The sequence below is a fragment of the Acidovorax sp. NB1 genome (assembly GCF_005405905.1).
Lineage (GTDB): Bacteria > Pseudomonadota > Gammaproteobacteria > Burkholderiales > Burkholderiaceae_C > Acidovorax.
Genome location: NZ_BJHU01000025.1, coordinates 233,393 through 259,959, shown reverse-complemented (window position 1 = coordinate 259,959; position 26,567 = coordinate 233,393). Strand labels below are relative to the sequence as shown.

The 26,567-nt window shown below is 64.4% G+C and carries 25 protein-coding genes; 14 read left to right on the top strand and 11 right to left on the bottom strand.

What is annotated here, in order from left to right:
- Positions 1 to 120: 120 nt before the first annotated feature.
- From AvAM_RS12430 to AvAM_RS12385, 10 genes are all read left to right on the top strand, one after another.
- A complete protein-coding gene (locus tag AvAM_RS12430) occupies positions 121 to 795 on the top strand; it encodes a TetR family transcriptional regulator (protein WP_137747348.1) in 675 nt (224 codons plus the stop codon).
- 98 nt (positions 796 to 893) lie between these two features.
- Positions 894 to 1,892 (top strand): tripartite tricarboxylate transporter substrate binding protein, encoded by a 999-nt coding sequence (locus AvAM_RS12425; protein ID WP_137747347.1) that lies wholly within the window; start codon positions 894 to 896, stop codon positions 1,890 to 1,892.
- Positions 1,889 to 3,397: a carboxylesterase/lipase family protein gene (locus AvAM_RS12420; RefSeq protein ID WP_137747346.1), complete on the top strand. Its 1,509-nt coding sequence runs from the start codon at positions 1,889 to 1,891 to the stop codon at positions 3,395 to 3,397. Before AvAM_RS12425 ends, AvAM_RS12420 begins: the two co-directional genes overlap by 4 nt.
- A gap of 124 nt (positions 3,398 to 3,521) precedes the next feature.
- The gene (locus AvAM_RS12415; RefSeq protein WP_137747345.1) at positions 3,522 to 4,094 is read left to right on the top strand and encodes a hypothetical protein; all 573 of its coding nucleotides are present in this window, start codon (positions 3,522 to 3,524) and stop codon (positions 4,092 to 4,094) included.
- The gene (locus AvAM_RS12410) at positions 4,066 to 4,530 is read left to right on the top strand and encodes a DUF2752 domain-containing protein (protein ID WP_137747344.1); all 465 of its coding nucleotides are present in this window, start codon (positions 4,066 to 4,068) and stop codon (positions 4,528 to 4,530) included. Before AvAM_RS12415 ends, AvAM_RS12410 begins: the two co-directional genes overlap by 29 nt.
- 262 nt (positions 4,531 to 4,792) lie before the next feature.
- A complete protein-coding gene (locus AvAM_RS12405) occupies positions 4,793 to 5,587 on the top strand; it encodes a GntR family transcriptional regulator (RefSeq protein WP_137747343.1) in 795 nt (264 codons plus the stop codon).
- Complete coding sequence (locus AvAM_RS12400; RefSeq protein WP_137747342.1) at positions 5,584 to 6,405, top strand: transporter substrate-binding domain-containing protein; 822 nt, start codon at positions 5,584 to 5,586, stop codon at positions 6,403 to 6,405. Before AvAM_RS12405 ends, AvAM_RS12400 begins: the two co-directional genes overlap by 4 nt.
- 68 nt (positions 6,406 to 6,473) lie before the next feature.
- A complete protein-coding gene (locus AvAM_RS12395; RefSeq protein ID WP_137747341.1) occupies positions 6,474 to 7,148 on the top strand; it encodes an amino acid ABC transporter permease in 675 nt (224 codons plus the stop codon).
- Positions 7,149 to 7,154: 6 nt separating this feature from the next.
- Positions 7,155 to 7,808: an amino acid ABC transporter permease gene (locus AvAM_RS12390; RefSeq protein WP_137747340.1), complete on the top strand. Its 654-nt coding sequence runs from the start codon at positions 7,155 to 7,157 to the stop codon at positions 7,806 to 7,808.
- Positions 7,792 to 8,586, top strand: a complete 795-nt coding sequence (locus AvAM_RS12385) for an amino acid ABC transporter ATP-binding protein (protein ID WP_137747339.1) — start codon at positions 7,792 to 7,794, stop codon at positions 8,584 to 8,586. The genes AvAM_RS12390 and AvAM_RS12385 overlap by 17 nt, the downstream gene beginning before the upstream one ends.
- Positions 8,587 to 8,764: 178 nt before the next feature.
- On the opposite strand, the gene AvAM_RS12380 is transcribed toward AvAM_RS12385, so the two are convergent.
- Positions 8,765 to 9,130 carry an EF-hand domain-containing protein gene (locus AvAM_RS12380; protein WP_137747338.1) on the bottom strand — a complete coding sequence of 122 codons (366 nt, stop codon included), beginning with the start codon at positions 9,128 to 9,130 and terminating at the stop codon, positions 8,765 to 8,767.
- Positions 9,131 to 9,369: 239 nt separating this feature from the next.
- On the opposite strand from AvAM_RS12380, the gene AvAM_RS12375 reads away from it, so the two are divergent.
- A complete protein-coding gene (locus AvAM_RS12375) occupies positions 9,370 to 9,939 on the top strand; it encodes a cob(I)yrinic acid a,c-diamide adenosyltransferase (RefSeq protein WP_137747337.1) in 570 nt (189 codons plus the stop codon).
- Positions 9,940 to 10,137: 198 nt separating this feature from the next.
- On the opposite strand, the gene AvAM_RS12365 is transcribed toward AvAM_RS12375, so the two are convergent.
- A complete protein-coding gene (locus AvAM_RS12365) occupies positions 10,138 to 10,560 on the bottom strand; it encodes a hotdog fold thioesterase (protein WP_015011965.1) in 423 nt (140 codons plus the stop codon).
- Between the two features lie 175 nt (positions 10,561 to 10,735).
- Between AvAM_RS12365 and AvAM_RS12360 the strand changes: the two genes are divergently transcribed.
- The gene (locus tag AvAM_RS12360) at positions 10,736 to 11,890 is read left to right on the top strand and encodes an ABC transporter substrate-binding protein (protein WP_137747336.1); all 1,155 of its coding nucleotides are present in this window, start codon (positions 10,736 to 10,738) and stop codon (positions 11,888 to 11,890) included.
- A gap of 82 nt (positions 11,891 to 11,972) precedes the next feature.
- Here AvAM_RS12360 and AvAM_RS12355 read toward each other — a convergent pair whose 3' ends face one another.
- The 3 genes from AvAM_RS12355 to AvAM_RS12345 all read right to left on the bottom strand — a co-directional run bounded on the left by AvAM_RS12355 (position 11,973) and on the right by AvAM_RS12345 (position 16,263).
- The gene (locus AvAM_RS12355; RefSeq protein WP_137747335.1) at positions 11,973 to 13,124 is read right to left on the bottom strand and encodes an ABC transporter substrate-binding protein; all 1,152 of its coding nucleotides are present in this window, start codon (positions 13,122 to 13,124) and stop codon (positions 11,973 to 11,975) included.
- A 188-nt stretch (positions 13,125 to 13,312) separates the two neighbouring features.
- Positions 13,313 to 14,854, bottom strand: a complete 1,542-nt coding sequence (locus AvAM_RS12350) for an acetyl-CoA hydrolase/transferase family protein (protein ID WP_137747334.1) — start codon at positions 14,852 to 14,854, stop codon at positions 13,313 to 13,315.
- A gap of 119 nt (positions 14,855 to 14,973) precedes the next feature.
- Positions 14,974 to 16,263: a solute carrier family 23 protein gene (locus tag AvAM_RS12345; RefSeq protein WP_137747333.1), complete on the bottom strand. Its 1,290-nt coding sequence runs from the start codon at positions 16,261 to 16,263 to the stop codon at positions 14,974 to 14,976.
- Between the two features lie 151 nt (positions 16,264 to 16,414).
- Here AvAM_RS12345 and AvAM_RS12340 point away from each other — a divergent pair, with 151 nt between their 5' ends.
- Both AvAM_RS12340 and AvAM_RS12335 read left to right on the top strand, forming a co-directional pair.
- Complete coding sequence (locus tag AvAM_RS12340; RefSeq protein ID WP_137747332.1) at positions 16,415 to 17,158, top strand: zf-TFIIB domain-containing protein; 744 nt, start codon at positions 16,415 to 16,417, stop codon at positions 17,156 to 17,158.
- Positions 17,159 to 18,202: 1,044 nt separating this feature from the next.
- Positions 18,203 to 18,406: a hypothetical protein gene (locus AvAM_RS12335; RefSeq protein ID WP_137747331.1), complete on the top strand. Its 204-nt coding sequence runs from the start codon at positions 18,203 to 18,205 to the stop codon at positions 18,404 to 18,406.
- Positions 18,407 to 18,434: 28 nt separating this feature from the next.
- Here AvAM_RS12335 and AvAM_RS12330 read toward each other — a convergent pair whose 3' ends face one another.
- From AvAM_RS12330 to AvAM_RS12305, 6 genes are all read right to left on the bottom strand, one after another.
- Positions 18,435 to 18,818 carry a hypothetical protein gene (locus tag AvAM_RS12330; RefSeq protein WP_137747330.1) on the bottom strand — a complete coding sequence of 128 codons (384 nt, stop codon included), beginning with the start codon at positions 18,816 to 18,818 and terminating at the stop codon, positions 18,435 to 18,437.
- 119 nt (positions 18,819 to 18,937) lie between these two features.
- A complete protein-coding gene (locus tag AvAM_RS12325) occupies positions 18,938 to 19,402 on the bottom strand; it encodes a hypothetical protein (RefSeq protein ID WP_137747329.1) in 465 nt (154 codons plus the stop codon).
- A gap of 2 nt (positions 19,403 to 19,404) precedes the next feature.
- Entirely contained in the window at positions 19,405 to 20,427 is a 1,023-nt protein-coding gene (locus AvAM_RS12320) for an RHS repeat-associated core domain-containing protein (protein ID WP_137747328.1), read from the bottom strand.
- A gap of 240 nt (positions 20,428 to 20,667) precedes the next feature.
- Positions 20,668 to 21,072, bottom strand: coding sequence for a hypothetical protein (locus AvAM_RS12315; protein WP_137747327.1), 405 nt, complete (start codon positions 21,070 to 21,072; stop codon positions 20,668 to 20,670).
- A gap of 14 nt (positions 21,073 to 21,086) precedes the next feature.
- Complete coding sequence (locus AvAM_RS12310) at positions 21,087 to 22,283, bottom strand: RHS repeat-associated core domain-containing protein (RefSeq protein WP_137747326.1); 1,197 nt, start codon at positions 22,281 to 22,283, stop codon at positions 21,087 to 21,089.
- 356 nt (positions 22,284 to 22,639) lie between these two features.
- Complete coding sequence (locus AvAM_RS12305; protein ID WP_171012208.1) at positions 22,640 to 26,566, bottom strand: RHS repeat-associated core domain-containing protein; 3,927 nt, start codon at positions 26,564 to 26,566, stop codon at positions 22,640 to 22,642.
- Between the last annotated feature and the right edge of the window lies 1 nt (position 26,567).

The window sequence follows — 26,567 nt, the reverse complement described above, 5'->3', positions numbered from 1 at the left end:
CCCGTGGTCGGGTGCTGGGTGATCGACCTTGGGCCCGGCTGGGGATGCGGGTATTCACGGGCTTGCTGGTCAGGAGTCGCGTAAATACATTACGTTTGAAATGTATATTGTGAAAACGCCATGAACCACCGTGTTTCCCCCAAGACAGGAGCGCGCCGCACCCATGCCGAGCGCAGCGCTGCCACGCGCCAGCACCTGATTGCCACGGCCATCGATGTGATCCAGCATCGCAGCCTGGAGGAGATGTCCATCCACGAGCTGGCCAAGTCGGCGGGCATGACCTCGGGCGCGGTGCAGCACCATTTCGAATCGAAAGCGGTGCTGATGATGAATGTGCTCAGCGAGCTGATCGAGTCCACCGTGCGCTCGGGCGAACTCTGGCCCAGCCCGGCGCTGCCAGCGCGCGAGCGGGCTACGAAGTTTGTGCAGGCCGTGTGGAACCTGGTCTATGCGCAGCCGCGTTTCATTGTGGCCTGGAACATCTACCTGGGCTGTCGCAATCAGCCCGAGGTGCTAGGCCACATTGCCGAGCTGCGCCAGAGCGTGCAGGCCCGCATGCACGAAGGCTTCTTCACGGCCTTCCCCGAGCTGGCGGCAGAGCCCGACCGCGACGGCCTGCTGGGCCTGGTGCTGTCGTCGCTGCGCGGGCTCGGGCTGCTGCAGTTGTTTGCCCCTGCACCGCCCACCGTGACCGATGCTGCCCAGCAGGCGCAACTGGACTGCCTGGCCGAATGGATTGCCGCCAGGTGCGAAGCCGCTGTTGCGCCTACCGAGGCGCGCACACGCCGCCGCTGACGCCCCTCTTTGTCTGCCCGTGGGGTGTGCGGCACGTACCGCCTGCACGCCGCGCCACTCGGGCATCCCTTGCAGAAAACATCACCAGGAGACACACCATGACCTCAGCCCCTGCGCGCGCTCCGCGCTTCCTCGCGCTCGCCGCTCTGGCCTGTGCGGCCGGCAGCGCCCACGCGCAGCAGTCTGCGGCCTACCCGGCCAAGCCCATCCAGCTCATCGCCCAGCAGCCGCCGGGCAGCGGTTCGGACGCGATGACCCGCGTGTGGGCTGATTGCGCCGCGCGCGAGCTGGGCCAGCCCGTGGTGGTGCAGAACAAGCCCGGGGCCAACGGCATCCTGGCCGTCAACTACCTCAAGGCCCAGCCTGCAGATGGCTACAACCTGCTGAGCATCGGCATGTCGCAGATGACCATCACGCCCTATGTCTACAAGCAGCAGCCGTATGACCCTCTGCGCGACTTTGACGGCGTGGCTGTGCTGGGCACGTCACCGCTGGTGCTGGCTGTGCCCGCAGGGCAGGGCATTGCCAGCCTGGCGGATCTGCAGAAGCTGGCGCGCTCCACGCCGGGCGGTATCAACTTCGGTTCGCCGGGCAAGGGCAGCCCAGCGCACCTGCTGACCTCTGCGCTCGTCGAAAAGCTGGGCGTGCCCGGCACCCATGTGCCCTTTGTGGGCGAGGGTGCAGGCCTTACCGCGCTCATGGGCCAGCAGATCCATGCGATGACGCTGGTGATTGGCACGGCGGCCGCACAGGTCAAGGCGGGCAAGCTGGTGCCGCTGGCGCTGTTTGGTGCGCAGCGCTCGCCCTTGCTGCCCGATGTGCCCACCATCGCCGAGGCCCTGCCCGCTGCCAGCGACCTGGCGCGGCCCGCGTGGATTGCCGTGGTGGCCAAGGCCGGCACGCCGCCTGAGTTGCTGAACCGGCTCAATGCCGCCACAGAGAAATGCCGGGGTGGCGATGCGCAGTACAAGTCCCGCCTCGAAGCCATGAACGTCACGCTCACTGCCACCGCACCGGCCGATGCGCGCGCCTGGGCGGCCCGCGATGCGGCCATTTGGCGCCCGCTGATCGACAAGCTGGGACTGGCCACCGAATGACGGTGGGCACTGCGGAGCCCCGGGTCACGTTGACCCACGGCGGGCAGCTGCGCGGCCTGTGGGAGGAGGGCGTGCGTGTCTTCCGTGGCATGCCCTACGCACAGGCGCCACGCGGCGCGCTGCGGTTTGCGGCGCCGGTGCCTGCCTCGCCATGGTCCGGCGTGCGCGATGCCACTGCGTTCGCGCCCATGGCACCGCAGCTGGCCCGCACCGCGCGTGCCAATGCGCCCATGCTGGGGGGCGACGACTGCCTGGCCGTCAACGTGTGGGCGCCGCCCGTTGAACCTGGCGCGCATCTGCCCGTGATGGTGTGGGTGCATGGCGGCGGCTTCTTTCGCGGTGCGGCCAGCGAGCCCCTGTACGACGGCGCGGCGCTCGCGCGGCGGGGCGTGGTGCTGGTGTCGGTGCAGTACCGGCTGGGCATTGACGGGTTTTTGCACTTCGAGGGCGAGGAGCAGGCTGCGCCTGCCAATCGCGGCTTGTTGGACTTGCTCATGGCGCTGCAGTGGGTGCGCGACCATATTCACGCCTGGGGCGGCGATGCGACGCGCACCACGGTGTTTGGCCAGTCGGCCGGTGCCGGGGCCTTGGCCTGCCTGATGGGCATGCCTGCATCGCGCGGGCTGTTCCAGCGCGCCATTCTGCAAAGCCCCAGCGTGGCCTGCCAGACCTTGCAGGAAGCCGCCGCCGCGCGCCGCGCTGTAGCCACGCTGGCCGGGGTGGAGCCCACCTTGACTGCATTGGGAGGAGCGCCGCAGACCGCCGTGCTGCGCGCCGTGCACCGGCTCGCGTCCGAGCCTGCGCTGCGGCAACAGCACGGGCTGGGCGGGCGCAACTTCTTTCCCCTGCGGCCCGTGGTCGATGGCCAGGTGCTCACCGCGCCGCCGCTGGACGCGCTTGCGCAGCAGTGGGCGGCCCAGCCGCCCGACCTGCAGGTGCTGGTGGGCAGCAACGCGCAGGAGATGCGCCTGTACCACGTGCCCGGCGGCGCCATCGACCGGGTGACGGAGGCGCAGGTCCATGCCTTTGCGCAGGATGTGGGCTTGAGCCCTGGTGCCGCCGAGGCCCTGCGCCACATGCTGCCGCCCGCGCAGCAAACGCCCGGGGAGTGGCTGTGCGCGATGCAGTCCGACTACTACTACCGCGTGCCCGCGCAGCGCATTGCCGCGCTGGCCAGCCGCTGGGCCCGCAGCGCCCATGGCTATGAGTTCACCTGGTCCTCGCCGCAGTGGCGCGGGCGCCTGGGCGCAGCGCACGGGGTGGAGCTGCCGTTTGTCTTTGGCAATCTCCACACGCCCACGGGGCAGGAACTCACGGGGCCCACGCCACCCGTGGCACTGGCGGATGCCCTGCAACAGCCCTGGGTCGCGTTCGCGCACCATGGTGATCCCGGGTGGCCGCCCTACGCCGGTGAAGAACCCCTTCTCCAGCACTTCGGCGAGGCGCTGTTGTGCGCGCCTTGCCCGCAGCCTGCACGGCTCGCGCTCTGGCAAGGCATCTTGTAGCAGCGCGTTCCAGAAGAAATCGGAAGGGCCAGGGAGGGCCTGTCAGGGGTACCGCATTCGCTGCCGGATGGCTACACTGGCCCGGCGTTCGTTCGCGACCGACCAACGATAGGGAGGGATGACCATGGCTTCAGCCAGTGTGGGAGATTGCCTGTCGGGTGCCTGGGGCACCTTCAAGAAAAACGTCCTCACCCATGTGGTGTGTACCTTGCTGGTGATGGTGGTTGCCGGCATCAGCGCGGGCCTGCTGGCCGGGCCCATGGTGGTGGGCTACATGCGCATGATCGAGCGCGAGACGCGCGGCGAAGCGGTGCAGATCGGCGATGTCTTTCGGGGCTTTGACGACTTTGTGCCCGCGTTTGTGGCGGGGCTCATCAGCTCGCTGGTCGTGTCGCTGGGCTTCATGCTGTGTTTCATCCCTGGCCTGCTGGTCATGGCGCTGCCCCCGGTGGCGTTGTTCCTGGTGGCGCGCGGCGAGCGCGACGGTGTGGCCGCTTTCAGCCGGGCCTGGAGCATCGTGACCAAGAACCTCGGCTCGGCGTTCTTCTGCTCGCTGGTGCTGGGCATTGTGGGCTCGCTGGGCTTTCTGCTGTGCTGGGTGGGAGCGCTGCTGACGCTGCCGCTGTCCACCATCGGCTCCTACTACATGGCACGCCAGCTGGTGGGCGATGAACCGGTGGCACTGCCTCCCCTCTGAGCCCGGCCCCGCCGTGGCGTCGCTGGGCAGCCCGCCCGCCTGGCAGCCGCTGGATAGGAGCGCGCGGCTGCTGCGGCTGGCGTTCGGCCTGGGCTGGCCCCTAGCCATGGCTGCCACGCCATCGTGGCTGGGGCGGGGTGGGCTGGGCCTGGGCTGCGGGTTTCGCGCGCTGACGGGCATGCCCTGCCCGCTGTGCGGCGGCACGCACGCGTGTGCAGCGTTGGTCCAGGGCGATTGGGCGGCCGCCTGGGCCGCCAGCCCGGGCGCGCTGATACTGCTGCTGTGGCTGGTGCTGCTGACGGGCCAGGCGGTGGTCGAAGGCGCCCAGGGCCGCCGCCGCGTGGCACGATGGCCGTGGTGGCACCCGGCGGTGCTGGCAGCGGTGGGCGGCGGGCTGGTGCTGTCCTGGGGCTTGCGCCTGGCCGGGCTTGCATAACGGCTTGCCGGCCCCTGAGGGCTTTGTTGCTTTCCTCTGTGCAAAAGCGATAGCGTTCTGCGGCCGTTGGGGCGCCGCGCGTGCGTAGCGGCCCGCCAACGCCTGCACCACATCCATGCACCAGCATCCCCTCGGGTGGGCCTGGCGCAGCCCTGCGCCTCGTTGCGGGGCAGGCTACCCCCATGGTGCACAGCCTCCGTGCGCCAGGCTGGTGCATTCAGCTTGTATACCAGTTGGCACGGAACCTGCGATACCGCAGGCAATGACCACCGCCACCGAGATCAGCAACCGCATCATCGAAGCCGTGATGGCGCAAAAGCTCGCGCCCGGCTCGCGCCTGGGCGAGCAGCAACTGGCCATGCTGTTCGACTGCAGCCGCACCATCGTGCGCGAGGCGCTCACGAGGCTGGCCACACGCGGCATCGTCACCGTCAGCGCCCGGCGCGGCTGGTATGTGATCGAGCCCTCGCAGGACGAAGCGCGCGAGGCCTTCGAGGCGCGCCGGGTGATCGAACTGGGTTTGCTGCACCAGCTCAAGGTGGTGGACAAGACGGCACTGCGCCAGCTCAAGAGCCACTTGCAGCGCGAAAAGGCCGCGCTGGCGGGCACCGATGTGGGCATGCGCAGCTTTCTACTGGGCGACTTCCACGTGTGCCTGGCCGAATGCCTGGGCAACAGCCTGCTGGCCGACACGCTGCGCGACTTCACGGCGCGCACCACGCTCATCGCCATGCTCTACCAGTCGTCGCACGATGCGGCGCAGAGCTGCGCCGACCATGTGCGCATCGTCGAGGCGCTGGAGGCGGGCGACATCGCCCACGCCGAAGCGCTCATGTCCGAGCACATCGGCACCGTGCAGTCGGCCCTGCGCCTGCAGGCCAGCAGCGACCCGCTGGCTGGGTTGCGCGACGCACTGGCGCCGGTGAGCAAGAGCCCTGCACAAGCCACTTCACCAGCCCGCGCGCGCAAGTCCCGCGCCACCAAGAGTTCCATCCCCCCAGCGTCTGACCCAGACGCGCCTGCCGACGCATCCACCTACCTAGGAGCCCTGCTATGACCACCGCCCGCACCGTCACTTCGTCCACCCGCCGCCTGACCCTGGGCGTGCTGGCCGCCACCGGCCTTGCTGCGGCATTGATGGCGCCCGCCGCCCACGCGCAAAACGCGCTGGACAACATCCTCAAGGCCAAAGAGATCAAGATCGCCATCCCCACCGATTACCCGCCCTACGGCTTTGTCGGCACCGACCTCAAGCCCCAGGGCCTGGACGTGGAGATGGCCAACTACATCGGCGCCAAGCTGGGTGTGAAGGTCGAGCTGATCCCCGTGACCAGCGCCAACCGCATCCCCTACCTGCAGACGCAGAAGGCCGATCTCGTGATCTCCACGCTGGGCAAGAACCCCGAGCGTGAGAAGGTAATCGACTTCACGGCCGCCTACGCACCGTTCTTCCAGGCCGTGTTTGCCAGCAAGAGCCTGAACATCAAGAGCTTTGCCGACCTGGCGGGCAAGACCGTGGCCGTGACGCGCGGCGCCATGGAAGACCAGGAGCTGGCCAAGGTCGCGCCCCCCGGCGTGGACGTGAAGCGCTTTGAAGACCACGCGGCCAGCATTGCGGCCTTTGTGTCGGGCCAGACGCAGGCCATTGCCACCAGCGCATCGACGGCGGGCACCATCATGGTCAAGAACCCCAACCTGGCCACCGAATACAAGCTGCTGCTCAAGGACAGCCCCAACTTCATCGGCGTGGCCAAGGGCGAAGACAAGCTGCGCCTGCGCGTGAACGAAATCATTGCCGAGGCGCGCAAGTCCGGCGACATCGACAAGCTGTCCAGCAAGTGGCTCGGCCGCCCTGCGGGCGACCTGCCCCTGTGATGCTGCGTACCGGATGAACTGCTGAAACCCAAGGGCCTGCGGCGCGACAAGCGGCGCAGGGCACAAGCATGCTGATTGCGCTCGATTTTTCTGCCGTCCTCGCGTCCTGGCCTTTGCTGGTGCGCGGCGTGGTCTGGACCATTGGCCTCACCATCGTGGGCACCGTGCTGGGCCTGCTGCTGGGCACGGCCTGCGCCTGGGCGCGGGCGCGCAACCTGGGCCACCGGCCCACGGCGCTGCGCTGGGTCGTGGCCAGCTATGTGGAGCTGGTGCGCAACACGCCGTTCATCGTGCAGCTGTTCTTCCTGTTCTTCGGGCTGCCCGCGTTGGGGCTCAAGCTCTCGCCCGAATTTGCATCGGTGCTTGCCATGGTGATCAACCTGGGCGCGTATTCGGCCGAGATCATCCGCGCGGGCATCGAGGCCACGCCCCGCGGCCAGATCGAGGCCGCGCACAGTCTGGCGCTCACGCCGGGCCAGACCTTCCGGCGTGTGGTGCTGCCGCCCGCGCTGCAAAAGGTGTGGCCCGCCATGGTCAGCCAGATCATCATCGTGATGCTGGGCTCGGCCGTGTGCGGACAGATCTCCACACCCGAGCTGAGCTACGCCGCCAACCTCATCTCCAGCAACACCTTCCGCGCGTTCGAGGCCTTCATCCTGGCCACGGCCGTGTACCTGGTGTTGTCCATGCTCACCCGCCGCTTGCTGATGTGGGTGGGTGCGCGTTTCTTGGTCGGGAGGTAAGCCGCCATGGTTGAGTTTTCTCTCTGGGACATCCTGCGCAACCTGCTGCTCGCAGCGCGTTGGACGGTGTCCCTGTCCCTCATCGCCTTCATCGGTGGCGGCCTGGTGGGCCTGGTGCTGCTGGTGCTGCGCCTGTCCAAGCTGCGGGGCGTCAACCGCGCGGTGGGCGCCTATGTGCAGGTGTTCCAGGGCACACCGCTGCTCATGCAACTGTTCCTCGCGTACTTCGGCATTGCGCTCTTTGGCATCAAGACATCGCCGTGGACGGCTGCTGCGGTGGCGCTCACGCTCTACACCAGCGCCTACCTCACCGAGATCTGGCGCGGTTGTGTGGCGTCCATCCCCAAGGGGCAGTGGGAGGCCGCGCAAAGCCTGGCGCTCAACTTTGGCGAGCAGCTGCGCCATGTGGTGCTGCCGCAGGCACTGCGCATTGCGGTGCCACCCACGGTGGGCTTTCTGGTGCAGGTGATCAAGGGCACCGCGCTGGCCTCGGTCATCGGCTTTGTGGAGCTGACCAAGGCGGGCAGCATGATCTCCAACGCAACCTACCAGCCCTTCCTCGTCTACGCCTGTGTGGCGCTGCTGTACTTTGCCCTGTGCTTCCCCGTGAGCCTGGTGGCGCAATCGCTTGAAAGGAAACTCCATGGCAACCGCCGTTGAAACCACCCCGGTCCCCGCGCACGATGGCATCGTGGTGGGCGAGCCCCCCATCGTGGACATTACGGCCCTGCGCAAGTCCTACGGCAGCAACGAAGTGCTCAAGGGCATTGACCTCAAGGTGCAGCGCGGCGAGGTGATTGCCATCATCGGCAAGAGCGGCTCGGGCAAGAGCACGCTGCTGCGCTGTGTGAACGGGCTGGAAGAGTTCCAGGAAGGCGCGCTCAGCGTCAACGGCCAAAAGCTGCTGCACGACAGCCCCGCAGCCATGCGCGCGCTGCGCCAGCAGGTGGGCATGATCTTCCAGAGCTTCAACCTGTTTCCGCACCTCAGCGTGGGCCGCAACATCATGCTCGCGCCCACGTTGGTGAAGGCGCGTGATGCCAAGACAGCGGAAACGCAGGCGCGCCAGCTGCTGGCCCGCGTGGGCCTGGCCGAAAAGTTTGACGCCATGCCCGACCAGCTCTCGGGCGGCCAGCAGCAGCGCGTGGCCATTGCCCGCGCGCTGGCCATGGAGCCGCAGGTGCTGCTGTGCGACGAGATCACCTCGGCGCTGGACCCCGAACTGGTGGGCGAAGTGCTGCGTGTGGTGGAGTCGCTGGCGCAGGAAGGCATGACGCTGATGATGGTCACGCACGAGATGGCGTTTGCCCGCAAGGTGAGCGACCGCGTGATCTTCATGCACCAGGGGCGGGTGCATGAAACCGGGGCGCCTGCCGCGCTGTTTGGCAATCCGCAGACACCGGAGCTGCAGCAGTTTCTGTCATCGCTGCACGATTGACACGTGAGCGCTTGTGAAGGGGCCTCGCCGCTCGCGTTGGGCTGGGCCCAGAATCTGGGCCGGGCGGTGGGTGCCGCGCTGCACGCGCTGTACGCGCAAGGGCCCGCCCACGCCCTGGAGTTCCAGCGTGGGCAGGCCCTGCTTCCTTCATTTCAGGCGTGGTAGGCGCCCGGCTGCGTCAGGACTGAACCCCCTTGTCGAATTCAGCGCGCGAGAGTGTGCCGTTCTGGTCGGCATCCAGCTCCTTGAAGCGCTGGCTGATGGCGGGCAGTGTGGCGGCTTCCTGGGCGCTCAACTGTCCGTCCTTGTTGGTGTCGGCCCGGTCAAAGGCGGCTGCAGCGGCTGTGGACACAGTGCTGCTGGGCCCGACCGTGAAGCCTGCGCCCGCCTGGGCTGTGCCCTTGCCCTGCGGCCCGAATTGGGGTGCGGAGGAAGACGACGTAGTCTGCGCGTGCAAGGCACCCACGCCGCCCAGGGTCAGGGCCGCAAACAGCATCACGCTGCGGGTGTCGAACGAATAAGTGCGTCGTTGCAATGCTTTCATGGGAAGCGAAGCTCCTTGGAAGTTGAACAGGCTTGCATTGCACCGCAGCCAGGCCCTGCACGCCAGCACTCTTGCCTGCTGTTGCCTGGGCCAACATTTGCCTGCGCCATGTAACGGTGCGGGCCCGTTTTGTGTTGTTGTGTGGCGGGGATGTGCCAAGACGTAGCTCGGGGGCTATGTGGGGCGGCTGGCGGAGAATCACACTTCTCCTTCTTCTACGTTTTCAGCAAGGCACCGCCATGGGCAACCGACTTTCACAGATCGCCACACGCACGGGCGACGCCGGAACCACCGGCCTGGGCAACAACCAGCGCGTTTCCAAGAACAGCTTGCGCATCCACGCCATGGGGGATGTGGATGAACTCAACTCCCACATCGGCCTGCTGCTGTGCGAGCCGCTGTCCGATGAAGTCCGCACCCTGCTGGTGGAAGTACAGCACCAGTTGTTCAACCTGGGTGGCGAGCTGTCGATTCCGGGCTTTGAACTGCTCAAGGCCGAAGCGGTGCTGGCACTGGACGAGGCCCTGGCACACCACAATGCAGCGCTGCCGCGCCTGCAGGAATTCATCCTGCCCGCAGGCACCCGCGCCGCATCGCAGGCCCACATCTGCCGCACCGTGGCCCGCCGCGCTGAACGCGCCGTGGTTGCCCTGGGCAACGAAGAGGCGCTGAACGACGCCCCGCGCCAGTACCTCAACCGCCTCTCCGACCTGATGTTCGTGCTCGCCCGCGTGCTCAACCGCATGGATGGCGGCGACGATGTGTACTGGAAAAGCGAGCGCCTGGCACAGCAGAACGCTACTGAATAGATAGCTATCAAGGCATTGTGGTCAAGCGGTAACGGCCAATTTCACTCGGATTTCCGCTAACCAGTTTGAAACCGGCGCGCACCAGGCCAGGACCGCCGCGCAAGGGCCGCCCCGCAGCGCTGGCGGTGTCCCCCTTCCCGGAGCGCGCAGCGCGTAGAGAGAAGGGGGAAGCGGCGCAGCCGCTCAGGGGGAAGTCCTCTACCGGGGTGCGAGGATCGCCATCGTCAGCCGCGACACGCAGGTCAGCTCACCCGCTTCGTTGTGCAGATCGATGTGCCACACATGCGTGGTGCGGCCGATGTGCACCGGCTTGGCTGTGCCGGTCACCCAGCCGCTGGTGGCAGAGCGCAGGTGGTTGGCGTTGATGTCCAGGCCCACGGCGCGGTAGCCCTCGGGCAGGGCGTAGTAGGCGCCGGTGGAGCCCATGGACTCGGCCAGCACCACGCTGACGCCGCCGTGCAGCAGGCCAAAAGGCTGGATGGTGCGGTGGTCCACCGGCACCCGGGCGCGCAGAAAGTCGTCACCCACCTCGACAAATTCGATGCCCAGGTGCTCTACGGCGGTGTTGCGGTTGGCGGCCTTCAGCAGGGCCAGATCGATGGGTTTCTTCCAGATGGGCATGGTGGTCTCGAAAAGGGGGCGGGGTAGAGTCGGCACACTACTGCGCCGCATGCGGGCTCCATAGAATGCCGGGTTCCCCCGGGGGTCGGCGGCTTGCCGGGTCAGCATGCAGTGAGTGTCTCACTGGCATGCCCGGGTTGTGCATTGTGCTTTTTCCCGGAGTCGGTTTCCTATCATGCAGCGTCGCCAGTTTGTCACCCTTGCCTCCCACACCACGGCCGTCCTGGCTGCCCCCGTCTTCATGCGCAACGCATGGGCACAAGAGGGCGGCATCACCGGCAAGACGCTGACCATCGGCTGCTCGGCCGCGCTCAGCGGCCCCCTGGCGGGCTTTGGGCAGGACATCAAGCAGGGTGCCGAAGCGGCGCTCGCGCACATCAACAGCCGGGGCGGCGTGCATGGCCGCACGCTGCAGTTCAACATGGTGGACGACGGCTATGTGCCCCAGCGCACCACCGACAACATCAAGCAGATGATTGGCCAGGGCAGCGCCTTTGCGCTGCTGTCGTGCGTGGGCACACCCAACAACACGGCCATCCTGCCGCTGATCGAAGAGGCGGGCGTCCCTTACGTGGCGCCGCTCACGGGTGCGTCGTCGCTGCGCAAGGGCGGGCGCAACGTGTTCCATGTGCGCGCCAGCTACACCGACGAAGTGCGCCGCCTGGTGCAGCGCCTGGCGGGCATGGGGCTCAAGGGCATCGGCGTGGTGTATCTGGACAATGGCTACGGCCGCGAGATGCTGGACGACGCCACGCGCTCGCTGGCCGAGCAGAACATCAAGCCCTCCGTCCAGGCCGCACTGGCCACCGACGGAAAGAACCTGGCCGATGTGCTGGCCAAGGTGGCCGAGGCCCGCCCCGCCGCCGTGCTGCTGGCCACGGCGGGTGCGGCCTCGGTGGAGCTGGTGCGTGGCATCAAGAAAACCGTGCCGGGCGTGCTGATGGCCGGTGTGAGCGTGACGCTGACCAGCGACGGCCTCAAGCAGCTGGGCGATGCAGGCAGCGGCATTGCCGTGACCATGGTCATGCCCGACCCCAACCGCGCCAAGACCCAGCTGGTGCGCGACTACCAGGCCGCCATGCGGGCCAAGGGGCAGCAAGACTTCACGCTGGGCAGCCTGGAGGCCTACGTCAACATGCGCGTGCTGGCCGAAGGCCTGGAACGTGCGGGCTCGGACCCCAGCCGCACCAAGCTGCGCAATGCGCTCGCAGGCATCCGCAACTGGGACATGGGCGGTTTTGTGGTCGATTACAGCGGCCAGTCGCCCTATGTGGGCTCGCGCTTCATCGACCTCGGGGTGCTCAACGGCGCGGGCCGTTTCCTGGGCTGATTCCACAGCCCGGCCGCGCCCGGCGCCGGGCGCAGCAACTGCGGCGGGTGGCCCCGCCCAGGTTGCTCAGCGGCTCGGCCGCTTAGCCGATAAAGCGGCCGTTGGCGCCCATCACGCCCAGGTCCAGAAAACGCGATCCCACATAGGGCGCGCCGCCTGCGTAGTCGATGGACAGGCCGCCCAGGTCATTGCTGCGAATGCCTGCGAGCGCATTGCGCAGCTTGGCGCGGGTCAGGTCGCGGCCGGCGCGCTCCAGGCCTTCGGCCAGCACGCGGGCGTTCACGTAGCCTTCAAAGCTGCGGGCCGAAAACTCCTGGTAGCCCAGTGCGCGCATGGCCTTCTGGTAGTCGCGCACCACGGCAAAGCTGGTGCGGGCCGCGTCGGGCAGCACCATCGACAGCGCAATGCCCGAGGCCTTGCCGCCCAGCTGGCGCAGGTTGTCGCCCGACAGCGCCACGCTGGTGGCGGCCAGCGGCGTGCTGGGCGAGACTTTCTTGAATTCATTGACCAGCGTGGCGGTGATGTCGCCCGCCGTGCCCAGCAGCACCGCATTGGGCTTGGCGGCCACGGCCTTGCCCACCACATCGGCCACCTGGGCGCCCTGGGCGTCGAGCTTGAAGGCCTTGGGCGCGGGCTGCTTGGCAGCGGCCAGGGCCTTGCTCACATCGGCCAGAAACTCGCGGCCAAAGGCGGTGTCCTGGTACACGACGGCCAGCTCGGTGATGCCCATGGACACCAGCTTTTGCGCCAGGCGCTGGGCTTCGTCGGTGTAGCTCGCGCGCACGTGGAACACCGAGCGGTACTCGGCCTTGCGCAGCGACGTGGCGCCGCTCTGGGGTGCCACGTAGGGGATCTGCGCCTCGTCCACCAGCGGCAGGATGCGCTGGTTGTTGGCCGTGCCCATGCAGGAGATCAGCGACACCACGTTGGCGTCGGCAATCAGCTTGCGCACGTTGTCTTCGGAACGCGCGGCGTCGTAGCCGTCGTCCAGGGCCAGCAGCTTGATCTCGCGGCCGTGGATGCCCTTGGTATTGGCCTGCGCAATGCCTGCGTCCAGTCCCTGCTTGAGTTCCTTGCCCAGGCTGGCCAGCGCACCGCTGGTGCCCAGCGAGCAGCCAATCGTCACGCTCTTGGCGTCCATGGGGTCTTGCACGCCCACGGCGCGCGACGAGGTGGCAAGCAGCAGGCCGGTGCTGGCGGCCACGAGGGATTGGGTGAACTGACGGCGTTGCATGATCAAAAAACTCGCGGGCAAAAAAGCCACCAGCCCCGGGCAGGGGCTGGTGGATGTTGAACAGGGGAGGTCGCTAGACCTAGGGTTAACCCTGATTTTATCTGCCCAAGCTGCCAATTGGCTGTCAAAGGCCTGCGGGCTCTGGGGTGAGAGCCTCGTCCTCTCACGCCCCTCACACCCTTCGCCCTTTACACCGCGTTGCCAGGGCCCGCTGGCGCGCGCATGCTGCCCGTCTCCACATACCGCTGGTGCCACGACAGCGCCTCGTTCAGCAGGTGCGGCGTGTGCTGGCCCACGGCGCTGCGTTTGGCGCGGGCCACGTAGTCGTGCAGCGCGGGCCGGAAGTCCGGGTGCGCGCAGCGGTCGATGATGATTTCGGCGCGCTGCGAGGGCGAGTGCCCGCGCAGGTCGGCCAGGCCTTGCTCGGTGACAAGGATCTGCACATCGTGTTCGGTGTGGTCCACATGCGAAGCCATGGGCACGATGCAGGAGATGCCGCCGTTCTTGGCCAGCGACGGCGTCATGAAGATTGACAGGTAGGCGTTGCGCGCAAAGTCGCCCGAGCCGCCGATGCCGTTCATGATGGCCGAGCCCATGATGTGGGTGCTGTTGACGTTGCCGTAGATGTCGGCTTCGATCATCCCGTTCATGGCAATCAGGCCCATGCGCCGGATCAGCTCGGGGTGGTTGCTGATCTCCTGTGGGCGCAGAACGATGCGCTCTTTGTAATAGTCGATGCGCTCGTTGAAGTCCTGCATCGCTGCCGGGCTCAGCGACAGCGCCGTGGCCGATGCGCTGGCCAGCGTGCCCGAGCGCAGCATGTCCAGCATGCCGTCCTGCAGCACCTCGGTGTAGGCCGTGAGGTTCTCGAACGGGCCGTTGTTCAGCCCGGCCAGCACCGCGTTGGCGATGTTGCCCACGCCCGACTGCAGCGGCAGCAGGTCTTTGGGCAGGCGGCCCTTCTTCACCTCATGCTGCAAGAAATCGATGATGTGGCCCGCGATGCGGTTGGAGGTGTCGTCCGGCGCGGCGTACACGCTGTTGCGGTCGGGCTGGTTGGTCATCACCACCGCAATCACCTTGCTTGGGTCGCAGCGCAGGTAGGGCTCGCCGATGCGCTCATCGGGCCGCGTCATGGGGATGGGCTTGCGGTGCGGCGGCAGGTCGGTGCCGTAGTAGATGTCGTGCATGCCTTCCAGCTTGGGGTTGTGCCAGGCATTCACCTCCAGGATGATCTTGTCGGCCTGGTCCAGCCAGGTCTTGTTGTTGCCCACCGAGGACGACGGGATCAGCCGCCCGTCGGGCAACACGCCCGCCACCTCGACCACCGCCACATCCAGCTTGCCCAGAAAGCCAAACCACACAAACTGCGCCACGTGCGACAGGTGGATGTCCACATACTGCATCTGCCCCGCATTGATCTGGCGGCGCACCGTGGGGTCGGACTGGTAGGGCAGGCGCATCTCGATGCCGTCCACCTGGGCCAGCGCGCCGTCCAGTTCGGGCGCGGTGCTGGCGCCCGTCCACAGCCCGATCTTGAAGCCATGGCCCTGCGCGTTCAGGCTCTCGATGCGGCGCGCCAGCGCACCGGGCACGGCCTTGGGGTAGCCCGCGCCGGTGAATCCGCTCATGCCCACATGGGCACCGGCGGGGATCAGGGCGGCCGCCTCGTCGGCGGACATGGTGCGGGAGAGAAAGTCGGGGTACAGCACCCGATCGGCCAGGGACATGAACAAACTCCGCAAAAAAGAAAAAGGGGCCGCCCACCTCGCGGGCGGACGACCCCCAGGGCAAAACCCAGGATGCTAGCGGTCGTTGCTTACAAAATCAGGGTTAACCCTTACAAGATTCATCGGCCTTTGCGATTGAGCAAGGCATACAGCAGGATCGCACCAAACGTGGCTGTGCCAATGCCGCCCAGTGCAAACTGGCCGAACTTGAGCGTGAAGTCACCCGTGCCCAAGATGAGGGTGATGGCCGCCACGATGAGGTTCTTGTTCTGCGAAAAGTCCACCTTGTTGTCCACCCAGATCTTGGCACCCGCCACCGCGATCAGGCCAAACACCACGATGGAGACACCGCCCATCACCGGCAGCGGAATCGTTTGGATCAGCGCGCCGAACTTGGGGGAAAAGCCCAGCACCAGCGCAAACACGCCCGCCAGCAAAAACACGGCGGTGGAATAAATCTTGGTCGCCGCCATCACGCCGATGTTCTCAGCATAGGTGGTCACGCCCGTGCCGCCTGCGCCGCCGCTAACCATCGTGGCCACGCCATCGCCAATGAACGCGCGGCCCATGTAGCGGTCCAGGTCCTGGCCCGTCATGGCCGTCACGGCCTTGATGTGGCCCAGGTTCTCGGCCACCAGGATGATGGCCACGGGCGCGATCAGCAGCATGGCACTGGCCTCGAACACCGGCGCGGCAAAGTTGGGCAACCCAAACCACGCGGCGTTGGCCAGCGCGGACAGGTCCATGGGCTTGCCCAGGCCCAGGCCGTTGGTCAGCACCGCGTAGATGATGCTCGCCACGATCAAGCCCACCAGAATCAGCAGGCGCTGCACCATGCCGCGTGTGAGCACCGCCACCAGGCCCACGCTCACAAAGGTCACCACCTGCATCCAGCTGTCAAAGTTGCTGGCCGCCATGTTCTTGATGGGGATGCCCGCCAGGTTCAGGCCGATCACCGCCACCACCGAGCCCGTGACCACGGGCGGCATGAAGCGCTCGATCCAGCCCGTGCCCACCGCCTGCACCAGCGCACCAATCAGCGTGTAGAGCAACCCGCAGGCGATGATGCCGCCCAGCGCCACGGCAATGTTGGCATTGGGCCCCTGGCCTGCATAGCCGGTGGCCGCAATCACCACGCCGATGAACGCAAAGCTCGACCCCAGGTAGCTGGGCACCTTGCCGCCGGTGATCAGGAAGAAGATCAGCGTGCCCACGCCGCTCATCAAAATCGCCACGTTCGGGTCAAAGCCCATCAGGATGGGCGCCAGCACCGTGGCGCCAAACATCGCAATCACGTGCTGCACGCCCATCACCGCCGTCTGCGGCCAGGGCAGCCGCTCATCGGGCGCAATGACCCCGCCTTGTTGCAGCACCTCCGCGCTTTTCACGCGCCAGTTCATGAATCCCATCTTGTTGGTTCCTTGTTGTTGAGGCGCGAATGCTAGTGGATGGGCAGGGCCCGGCCGTGAACCTGCGCGTCAGTTGCCAGGCTTCCATCCGCCTTGTGCCGGGTTAGCATCTGCGCCAACCTCTGCTCTGTCTGCCACAGGCACCGCCGCCATGCACCCTCTGCCGTCCTGCCCCTCTTGCCGCCAGCCCATGGAGGCGCACCGGTTCACCAGCAACCAGGGGCACGCGCTGGAGCTGGACATCTGTTTTGCCTGCCAGGGCCTGTGGTTTGACCGGCACGAAAACCTCAAGCTCGCGCCCCAGTCGGTGGTCGAGCTGTTCCGCCTGTTGCACGAACACCGCACCGACCAGCACCAGCCCCTGGCAGAACGCATGGCCTGCCCGCGCTGCAACACCAGCCTGGCCAAGGGTTTTGACGTGGTGCGCAGCGGCCGCTACATGATCTACCGCTGCGGGCGCCAGCACGGCCGCTTCAGCAGCTTCTCGTCCTTCATGGTCGAAAAAGGCTTTGTGCGCCACATGACGCGCCCCGAGATCGACGACCTGGCCAAACGCGTGGGCGCCATCTACTGCACCAGCTGTGGCGCCCCCGTGGACATCCGCAAGGACCACGCCTGCCCCTACTGCCGCGCCGCGTTCTCCCTCATCGACCCCGACGCCGTGGTGCGCGCCATGGAGGGCTACGCCAAGGCCAGCAGCGAGCGCACCACCCACGCCACCCCCTCGGTGGACATCGGCGACGCCCTGGTGGCCCTGGAGCGCGACCGCAGCCGCGCCGAACGCGAGCGGCAAAAGCGCGCATTCACCAGCAGCAGCGACGCTGCCGACAGCTCATTCACGGGCGACCTGGTGGCAGCGGGGGTGGCGCTGGTGTGGGCGCTGGTGAAGGACTAGCGCGGGCGCCTGCCCCTTCCTCCGTGGTGCGCGCGGTCTGTTCAAAGCCCAGCAGCAGGGCTGGCCTTGCAGTTTTTAGAGCCAAATTGTGCGTTGCCGCCTGCTGGACAAGCATGAGTAGCTATCGATTTAGGAGTTTTCTCGGCGACTTCTAAGGCAACGTAGTTGCGGTAGCTACCAGACGATGTACCGCTTCGGCTCAAACCCGGTCACTACATCGCTACACAGATGGCACTCACCGCGTCTTGCAGATTCTTTGGCAGCCTGATTGTGTTCAGGGGACAAGAATCTGTCCGGACAGCATTCAACGAGCCTCGGCCCCGTCGGAGAGTGCGACAACGTTATCCCGATCGGTGAAAACGGTGCCAATGCGACAAGCGCAGCCGCAGAGAGCACTGCTCGATAGCTGCGTCTGAAATGCTTGTGTGCAAATCCCAATACCAAGAAGAACGCTAGAAGCAATGCCTCTGGCCTCATTGTGAATACTGCCCAAGCCACACAGGCAACCACAAGCAGAAAAACGATGGGAGTGCGATTTGACGTCACAAGACAATCCTACTTTGAACGAGTGCGAGTGCTACTGTTGTTCGATGCGTACCGGAGTCTGGTGATTTTCCTGGGGGGTGTTCAGGTGGTCGCTGTGCACGGCATAGGTCTGGCCGTTGACCACTGCCGCAATGGGCATGGGGCCTTTGGCCGTGGGCAGCCAGAGGTGTTGCGCACTGCCTGAGGCGGCGGCGCTGCCTTCCCCATATTTGGCCAGCAGGCTGCAGTCGGAACGGCGCGCAATTCAGCTTGAATCCTCCGCTTCGGGATGCGACAGCTACCTTCACGTCCCTGACACGTTCCGTCGGCGCAGATCGTCAACAAATGTCATGCCTCCTTCTCACAGGTGTTGGGCAGAGGTATCTTTCCACTCGCACTTCCCGACCCGTTGCAGGCAGTCAAAAAGCGACAACGCGTTGCATAGGGTTCAGCCAAATGGCGCAAAGGGGAGTCTCCAAAAAACATCCAAACATTCATCCCAATCAACCCACCAGCAGCATGACCGTCGAACACAGAAGAAGCGCGGAGCGGCGCAGCGGCAAAGATCGCCGCCAGATCGACAATGGCCCTCCCACCAACTATGAGCGTCGCCGCGCAATCGAAGCGAGGCAGCCAGAGCTGATAGAGGTGCATATGAGCGAGGACGAGATCCGCGCGCTGGGGTTTGTGTTTGAACAAACCACGGCTTCAGCGAACGGCTGAGGCCGGTACACCCTGGTGTGTCATGGGCTCAGTGCGCGTGCTGAGGGCCTCGCAGTGCAGCGCGGGTTGAGCCGCGCCTCGAATACCTGAAGGTCCAGCCCAGCTTCTCGGCGTCACTGGTGGACGGGCTCCAGAGTTTGCTGAAGAAGAAGTTGAGCAGTTGCTGGATGAGGCCGGGCTGTTCGCCCTGGGGGGCCTTGTCGCTGTCTCCGTCATCGCCGTCATCGGCCAGCAGGTTGTTCAGGTTCTTGGTGCTGGCGGGTTTGCCTGTGGCGCTGTTGCATTCAGCATCGATGGGCTGCTCAAGGCCCAGCAGGCGGTTGGCCTTGCTGGGTTTAGAGTCAAATTGGGCGTTTCCGCCTGGTGAATAAGCGCTGATTGCTATCAATTTTGGAGTAAGCGACAGCTGCAAGCCAGCACTTGTGGGGCGGGTTTCACTTCAATTTGAATCCTGCATTTTGTGACTTAGGCAAAAGGCAAGACCTGAACCCGTTGCGTGCTCTCCATGACCCCTTTGCTCCATAAGGAAGATCAACTCCGCACGACGACCGTGAAGTCGCAGTACTTTTGCTCGATCAACGCAAGACGTCCGTCAGGAGTCCGAGCCTTCACATAGCTCAGGTCAACGTGGCCGTACGGGTTCCAGTCGAAGAACTCGATATAGCGATATTGCAAGATGTCCGTACAGGGAACAGAGCAGGGCAATTCCCATTGAATATTGCGGTTCGGATCAACAGAGCCAAACTGAACGGGAACATCAGTTAGTCCGCTCTTAGCGAGCAAGTTGATCGGTAGCGGAACACGTCGGTAGTCATCCGCTACGTCTGCCATGCCTACGGGCAGCAACACCAGAGCACGAATCAGCTCACGCTCGATCTTCTCAAACGAGTCCTGAATCTCAGGAGACATTGGCGAACCGGCCTCCAGCAGATATGTGTTCCATACATGCCTCGCCGCTTCCTTGAAGCGCAGCATCTCTTCAGTGACGTCTTCCATGCTCACATTCCTTCCAGGCCTTGGCTCGGTCGATCTGGATAGCACATGCAGGTTGTCGGATCTTGGTTGTACCGAATTTCTTTCCAGTAGCCATTTTCATGTCCGTGGCCAGGCCTCGGAACAAACCACCTTGCTCCGGGCGGGCATGGATTGCACTTGCCATCGCAGTCTCTGCCGGGATTGACCGGCGGCAAGATCACCGGGTCATTCCTTACCCCTCCCGGCCTACGAGACCCCATCCAGTTGGGCCAAGTCACCCCGCCCCAATTCCACGTCGGTAAGAGCGGACTTGGTTTAAACAAGTCTGGCACAGGCATGTATCCCGGACTCCCGGTTGAACCACCAGGCGGAACAACTGAAGGAGGTGGAGCAGGAATTGGAAGAGCCGGTTGCAACCCGTTCGTATCGACAGAGCTCAGCGGATTCCCCCCCACATAGGCAAACCGATTCCACCCCCCATCCAACCCAATCGGATCAGGCTGCGTATACCGCCCCGTACCCGGCGCATACGTCCGGAAGTAGTTGTAATGGAGCCCCGTCTCCTTATCAAAGTACTGCCCCGGATACCGCAGATTGAACGTGACATCCGGGATGCTGGTCGCCCCCGTCGTCGGGTTAGTCATCTCACTCGTAAACCGCTTGGCCGCCGTCGTCGGCTGCTCATCCCCAAACGCACTGTACGCCCACTGCCACACGGCCTGCCCATTGGCCTGGGTGAGTTTTCTGGGGGTGTTCAGGTGGTCGCTGTGCACGGCATACGTCTGGCCGTTGACCACAGCCGCAATGGGCATGGGCCCGTTGGCCGTGGGCAGCCACAGGTATTGGGCGCTGCCTGAGGTGGCGGCGCTGCCTTCTCCGTATTCGGCCAGCAGGCTGCCGTCTTCTGCGTACACATAGGTCCAGCCCAGCTTCTCGGCATCGCTGGTGGCGGGGCTCCAGAGTTTGCTGAAGAAGAAGTTGAGCAGTTGCTGGATGAGGTCGGGCTTGTTCGCCCTGGGGGTTCTTGTCTCCGTCATCGCCGTCATCGGCCAGCAGGTTGTTCAGGTTCTTGGTGCTGGCGGGTTTGCCTGCGGCGCTGTTGCATCCAGCGGCTGCGGGTTGCGCAAGGTCCAGCAGGCGGTTGGCCTTGCTGGGTTTGGAGCCAAATTGGGCGTTTCCGCCTGATGGATGGGCTCTGATAGCTATCAATTTAGGAGTTTTTGACAGCTGCAATCCAGCACTTGTGGGGCGGGTCGCATTTCAGTTTGACTTTTCCAAGTCGTGATTTACTTTCCCTCGGAAGCGACTAGTAATTTATGACCAACAACTTCTTTGTTAACCACAACATATAACGTGTCGCCGCCTTTAAGCCGATTGTTTATCCTGACCATTATGCTTTTGGCGCAGGAACAAGAGCTTTTCCCGTAGTCGCTATTAAAAACCAATGTGGCGCCACCATTGCGCGCAACAGTAAGATACGGCTTGTCAATTTCTGCTGCACATGGAAATTCCCAAACAAGATTAACAACCTGCGACGTTCCCAACTCCTTAATTGACACCGAAGATGGCTGCTCCTTAATGCATATACCAACCTCAGAATCGAGGCCGGTTTCAAACGTGAAGGAAGTCGCTTTATCGCTATCTTTTTTACAGCCCAGCAACAAGAGGCTGATAGAAAAAGCCAGCAGCATCCCAATCAACCTTCTCATCTCACACTCCCGAAGTGGATCCATCGACCCGGTCGAAAAATATTTGGAACTTGATGCAAGATAGAGCCGGGGTCATCGGAGATTGGGTGATATGGCTCATCACCCAGCTCTGTCCAAGTAGGCGTATTTGAGCCGATAACCGTCACATTTCTGATGCGCGCCAAATGCGACGCAACTGAGTTATGCCCGGCACCTGCATAGCAAGAATTCAATTTGACCGGCAAGGAGCCGCAGCCACTCTCATCAAGAACGTTATTCAACTCTGGAGCCTTCATGCCATTGACAGAAGTTGGACTTCCATGCGAAATGACAATGCATTTACTTGGATCATCTGGATAGTCAAGCGCTGCGGGATACCCTGGGTCGCGTGGATCCAGGAGAACAACTTTCTTTAGTCCCTTCGGATCGGCATAGAGTAGTGAACTGCCCCCCACATACCCAAACCGATTCCACCCCCCATCCAGCCCAATCGGATCAGGCTGCGTATACCGCCCCGTACCCGGCGCATAAGTCCGGAAGTAGTTGTAATGGAGCCCCGTCTCCTTATCAAAGTACTGCCCCGGATACCGCAGGTTGAACGTGACATCAGGAATGCTGGTCGCCCCCGTCGTCGGGACAGTCATCTCACTCGTAAACCGCTTGGCCGCCGTGGTCGGCTGCTCATCCCCAAACGCACTGTACGCCCACTGCCACACCGCCTGTCCATTGGCCTGGGTGAGTTTTCTGGGGGTGTTCAGGTGGTCGCTGTGCACCGCATAGGTCTGGCCGTTGACCACTGCCGCAATGGGCATGGGGCCATTGGCCGTGGGCAGCCAGAGGTATTGCGCGCTGCCTGAGGTGGCAGCGCTGCCTTCTCCGTATTCGGCCAGCAGGCTGCCGTCTTCTGCGTACACATAGGTCCAGCCCAGCTTCTCGGCATCGCTGGTGGCGGGGCTCCAGAGTTTGCTGAAGAAGAAGTTGAGCAGTTGCTGGATGAGGCCGGGTTGTTCGCCCTGGGTGTCCTTGCCTTCGTCACCGTCATCGCCGTCATCGGCCAGCAGGTTGTTCAGGTTCTTGGTGCTTGCGGGTTTGCCTGCGGCGCTGTTGCACCCAGCGGCAGCGGGCTGCTCAAAGCCCAGCAGGCGGTTGGTTTTGCTGGGTTTAGAGCCAAATTGGGCATTTCCGCCTGATGGGTATGCGCTGGCAGCTATCAATTTAGTAGTCTGAGGCAACTACAAGCAGGCATGCGTGGGGCGGGTTGCACTTCAGTTTGAATCCTGCATTTGTGATTTAGGCACAAGGCAAGACTTGACCTCGTCGCTTCGCGCTACTTACTTGATTTGAGAATTTTTCTTCGACTTTGTAGAGCGATACCACTTCCAAACTACGCAAGCTGCGGCAATTGCGAAGACTACAGTTGCTCCTAGTTGCAAGTAAAAGTGAAGCGCTGCACTCGGAGTATCTCCACCCGGAAAGGATGCAATCCAGACGGTCTGCATGGCCCACGTCAAAAAGACGAAACAGGCAATGACAAAACCGATTAGTAGAACAGCAAATTTGGCTGCGGATTTCATGGCCTCGAGTATCCAAAGTAAGGGCGATTCGTACCATTGGTAGTGCATTTCTCAATTACCGACTGAGCAAAGCTCTGACACTGATTCCATGGCATCCACCTGCCTGTTCGCTGGCCTGGTCGTATTGCATTGTTCACGCACTGTTCGTCAACGTCCTGGATAGGTACGCACGTAGAACTCGGATCAGCGCTCTGGCCTTGATGATTAATCGTTTGTGTTTGTGCACCTGGTGTATCTGAGCAACCTTGTCCCGGTACCGGGCACTGCGCGCCCATGCCTGCTTCATAGGTACCTGTTTGAACCCAGTTGTGCTGAGGCAGATAAGCACTAGCCCCACCCACCCAGCTAATGTTTACTGGCCGGCTGCAAACTTGAACTCCGGTCCAATAAGGTCCATATGGCCCCATGCCAGGATGATCTAAACCGCGCGGATCGGTTAACTTCAGCGGATTCCCCCCCACATACCCAAACCGATTCCACCCCCCATCCAACCCAATCGGATCAGCCTGCGTATACCTCCCCGTGCCTGGCGCATACGTCCGGAAGTAGTTGTAATGGAGCCCCGTCTCCTTATCAAAGTACTGTCCCGGATACCGCAGGTTGAATGTGACTTCGGGGGTGCTGGTCGCCCCCGTAGTCGGGTTAGTCATCTCACTCGTAAACCGCTTGGCCGCTGTCGTCGGCTGCTCATCCCCAAACGCACTGTACGCCCACTGCCACACAGCCTGCCCATTGGCCTGGGTGAGTTTGCGGGGGGTGTTCAGGTGGTCGCTGTGCACGGCATAGGTCTGGCCGTTGAGCACTGCCGCAATGGGCATGGGGCCATTGGCCGTGGGCAGCCACAGGTATTGCGCGCTGCCTGAGGTGGCGGCGCTGCCTTCTCCGTATTCGGCCAGCAGGCTGCCGTCTTCTGCGTACACATAGGTCCAGCCCAGTTTCTCGGCATCGCTGGTGGCGGGGCTCCAGAGTTTGCTGAAGAAGAAGTTGAGCAGTTGCTGGATGAGGCCGGGCTGTTCGCCCTGGGGGTCCTTGCCTTCGTCACCGTCATCGGCCAACAGGTTGTTCAGGTTCTTGCCGCTGCCCGCTTTGCCTGCGGCGCTGTACAGCGGCTCGGTCTTGAACACGCGCTGGCCCAGGGCGTTGTGGGCGTACTTGGTTTTGGGGGCGTCGGCCCCTTCGCCCGTGGTGGCGCTTTCCATGCGGCCCTGGCTGTCGTAGGCGTAGCTGCGCAGGCCATCGCCCAGCAAATCGCCTGCGGCGTTGTACTGGTAGCTGACGCTGGTGGTGGCGCTGTTGCCGCCAGCGGTGGCGGTTTGCTCAAAGCCCAGCAGCCGGTTGTGGCCTGCGGCGGTGCCGTAGGCGCGGCTGATGCTGCTGGTGGCGGCCGGTGTGCCTGTGGTGGTGGTTTGCACGCTGGCCGTGCGGTTGCCGTTGGCGTCGTACTGGTACGTGGTGGTGCGCACGCTGTCGCCCATCTGGGTGATGCGGCCCAGGGTGTCGTACTGCACGGTCCAGGTGGTGTCGGCGCGGGCCAGGGTGGTTTCCAGCGGGTCGGTGCTGCCGGGCTTCCAGAGGTTTTGCGTGAGGCTGGTGATGCGGCCTGCGCTGTTGTACTGGTAGCTGCTGAACTCGGTGGCGGTGAGCTGGCCTGCGGTGTTGTAGCTGCGGGTGGCCGGGATGGCGGCCGTGGCGCCGGGCAGGTTCCAGCGCCAGCCGGTGGGCTGGCCCAGGGGGTTCCAGGTGATGTTGCTCACCAGGCTCTGGCCCGCCCAGGTCAGGCCGGTGAGCAGGCCGGTGCTGTTGTAGACATGCTGCAGCACTTGCCCGCCAGGGTAGGTGGTGCTGGCCAGCAGGCCGCTTGCGGCGTAGGCATAGCCCACGGTGCGGGCTGTGCCGCTGATCAGGGTCTGGGTCTTGGCGGTGACGCGGCCGAAGTGGTCGCGCTGGTAGGTGGTGGTGCCGCTGGCGTCCACGATTTCGCTCAAGGCGCCTTTGCTGGCGTTGGGCTGGTCGGTCTGGTTGTAGGCAGGGCCCGCCAGGTCGTAGCGCAGGGTGGTGGTGGCGCCGCCCGGCTGGGTGATGAGCGTGGGGCGGCCCAGCAGGTCGCGGTCGATGTGGGTGGCCTGGCCCAGCGCATCTGTCACGGTGCTGGGCAGGCCCAGCGCGTCGTACTGGGCGCTTTGCAGGCCACTGTCGGGGCTGGATTCGCCGGTGGCGTTGCCCAGGGCGTCGCGGGCGTAGGTGGTGCCTACGCCTTTGAAGTCGCTGGCCTGGGTGACGGCATCCAGGGCGTTGTAGGTCAGGGATGCCGTGGCGTTGGCGGCGTTGGTGATGGTCTTGACGCGGCGCAGGGCGTCCAGGCCCAGGTGGGTGGATTCGTTGGCGCCGTTGGTGCTGCGCACGGTTTCGCCGTTGGCGTCAAAGCCATGGGTGGTGGTTTGCTGGCCGCCCACGGTGGTGCTTTCCACGCGGTTCAGGCTGTTGATGCTGCGCGCCAGCAGCCACACCAGCTGGCCCTGGGCGTTGCGCACTTCCTCGCGGGTGCGGTTGCCCATGGCGTCCAGGGTGTAGGTGCCGCTGTTGTTGCGGTTGTCGCTCCAGCCGGTCATGCGCTGGGCGGCGTCGTAGGTGTAGGTGATGGTGTGACCGTAGGGCAACCTGACAGTGGCCACCTGCCCCGAGGGGCGGTAGGTGAACCGGGTCGTCTGCCCACCCCGGTTGGCGGTGAGCATGCGGCCCCGGGCGTCATAGGTGTAGGTGGTGGCGAGGCCGGTGGGCGCGGTGTGGGTGAGCACGCGGCCATTGGTGTCGTGGGTGTAGGTGTCTACATGGCCCAGGGCGTTGGTGGTGCTGGTGAGGTTGCCGGCACTGTCGTACTGGTAGCTGGTGACCGCGCCATTGGGGGCGGTTTCGGTAGCAACCAGGCCCGAGGGGTGGTACGTCCAGCTGGTGGTGCGGGCGGTGCCGCTGCCCATGCCCGCACCGGTGTCGGTGACGGTCTGGGTGAGGGGGTTGCCCGCGCTGTCGTAGGTGTAGCTGGTGGTGCGGCCGGGCTCGCTCACTGTGACCGGCAGGCGCCACTGGGGGTGCCAGCTGGTGATGGTGGTGCGCTCTTCGGGCTTGCCAGCGGCTTCGGTGACGGCGGTGGGCAGGCGGCGGGCGGTGTCCCAGGCGTAGCTGGTGGTGGTGCCCAGGAAGTCGGTCTCGGCGGTGACCAGGCCCAGGGGGTTTTGCACGCGGCTGGCGGCGTCGCGCAGGCCCAGGCCGTCGGGCTTGTCTGCGCCGGTAACGGCGAGCTGGCCCAGGCTGGCGCTGTAGTTGAAAGAGCGCACCGTGCCCAGGGGGTCGGTGATGGTGGTGGCCCCACCGCTGCTGGCGGGGTAGCCGACCTGGTACCGCTCGACCGCACCGGCATGCTCGGTGCTGACGGCCCGGCCCACGTCGTCATAGGCGTAGGTGGCGAAACGCTGGTTGTTTTCGTCCACGATGCCCGTCAGGGCGTGTGGGTAGCTGGAGTTTTCGTAGAGGTAGGTGTTGGTGGTGTTGTCGGCATAGCGCGCCGTCAACAAACGACCCGATGTCTCGTATTCGTAGCTCACCTGCACCTTGCTGCCCGCAGCCACCGAGACCAGCTGGCCCTTGGTGTTGTAGTTGAGCTGCAGTTTGCGGCCAAACTGGTTGGTCACCGTTTTCAGCATGGGGATGCTGTTGATCGCCACATAGCCATAGGTGGTCACCCAGCCGTTGCGGCCGGTCACGCTTTGCAGCAACCCTGTGGCAGAAAACTGCAGCTTGCGGTCTGCATCCAGATCGGTGTAGAGCCAGCCGCTGGCATTGGTCTGCAGCTTCTTGCTGCCGTTCTGGTTTTGCCAGGTGGCGGTGGATGCGGAATAGGTGAACCGCTGCAGGTCCCCATTGCCCATG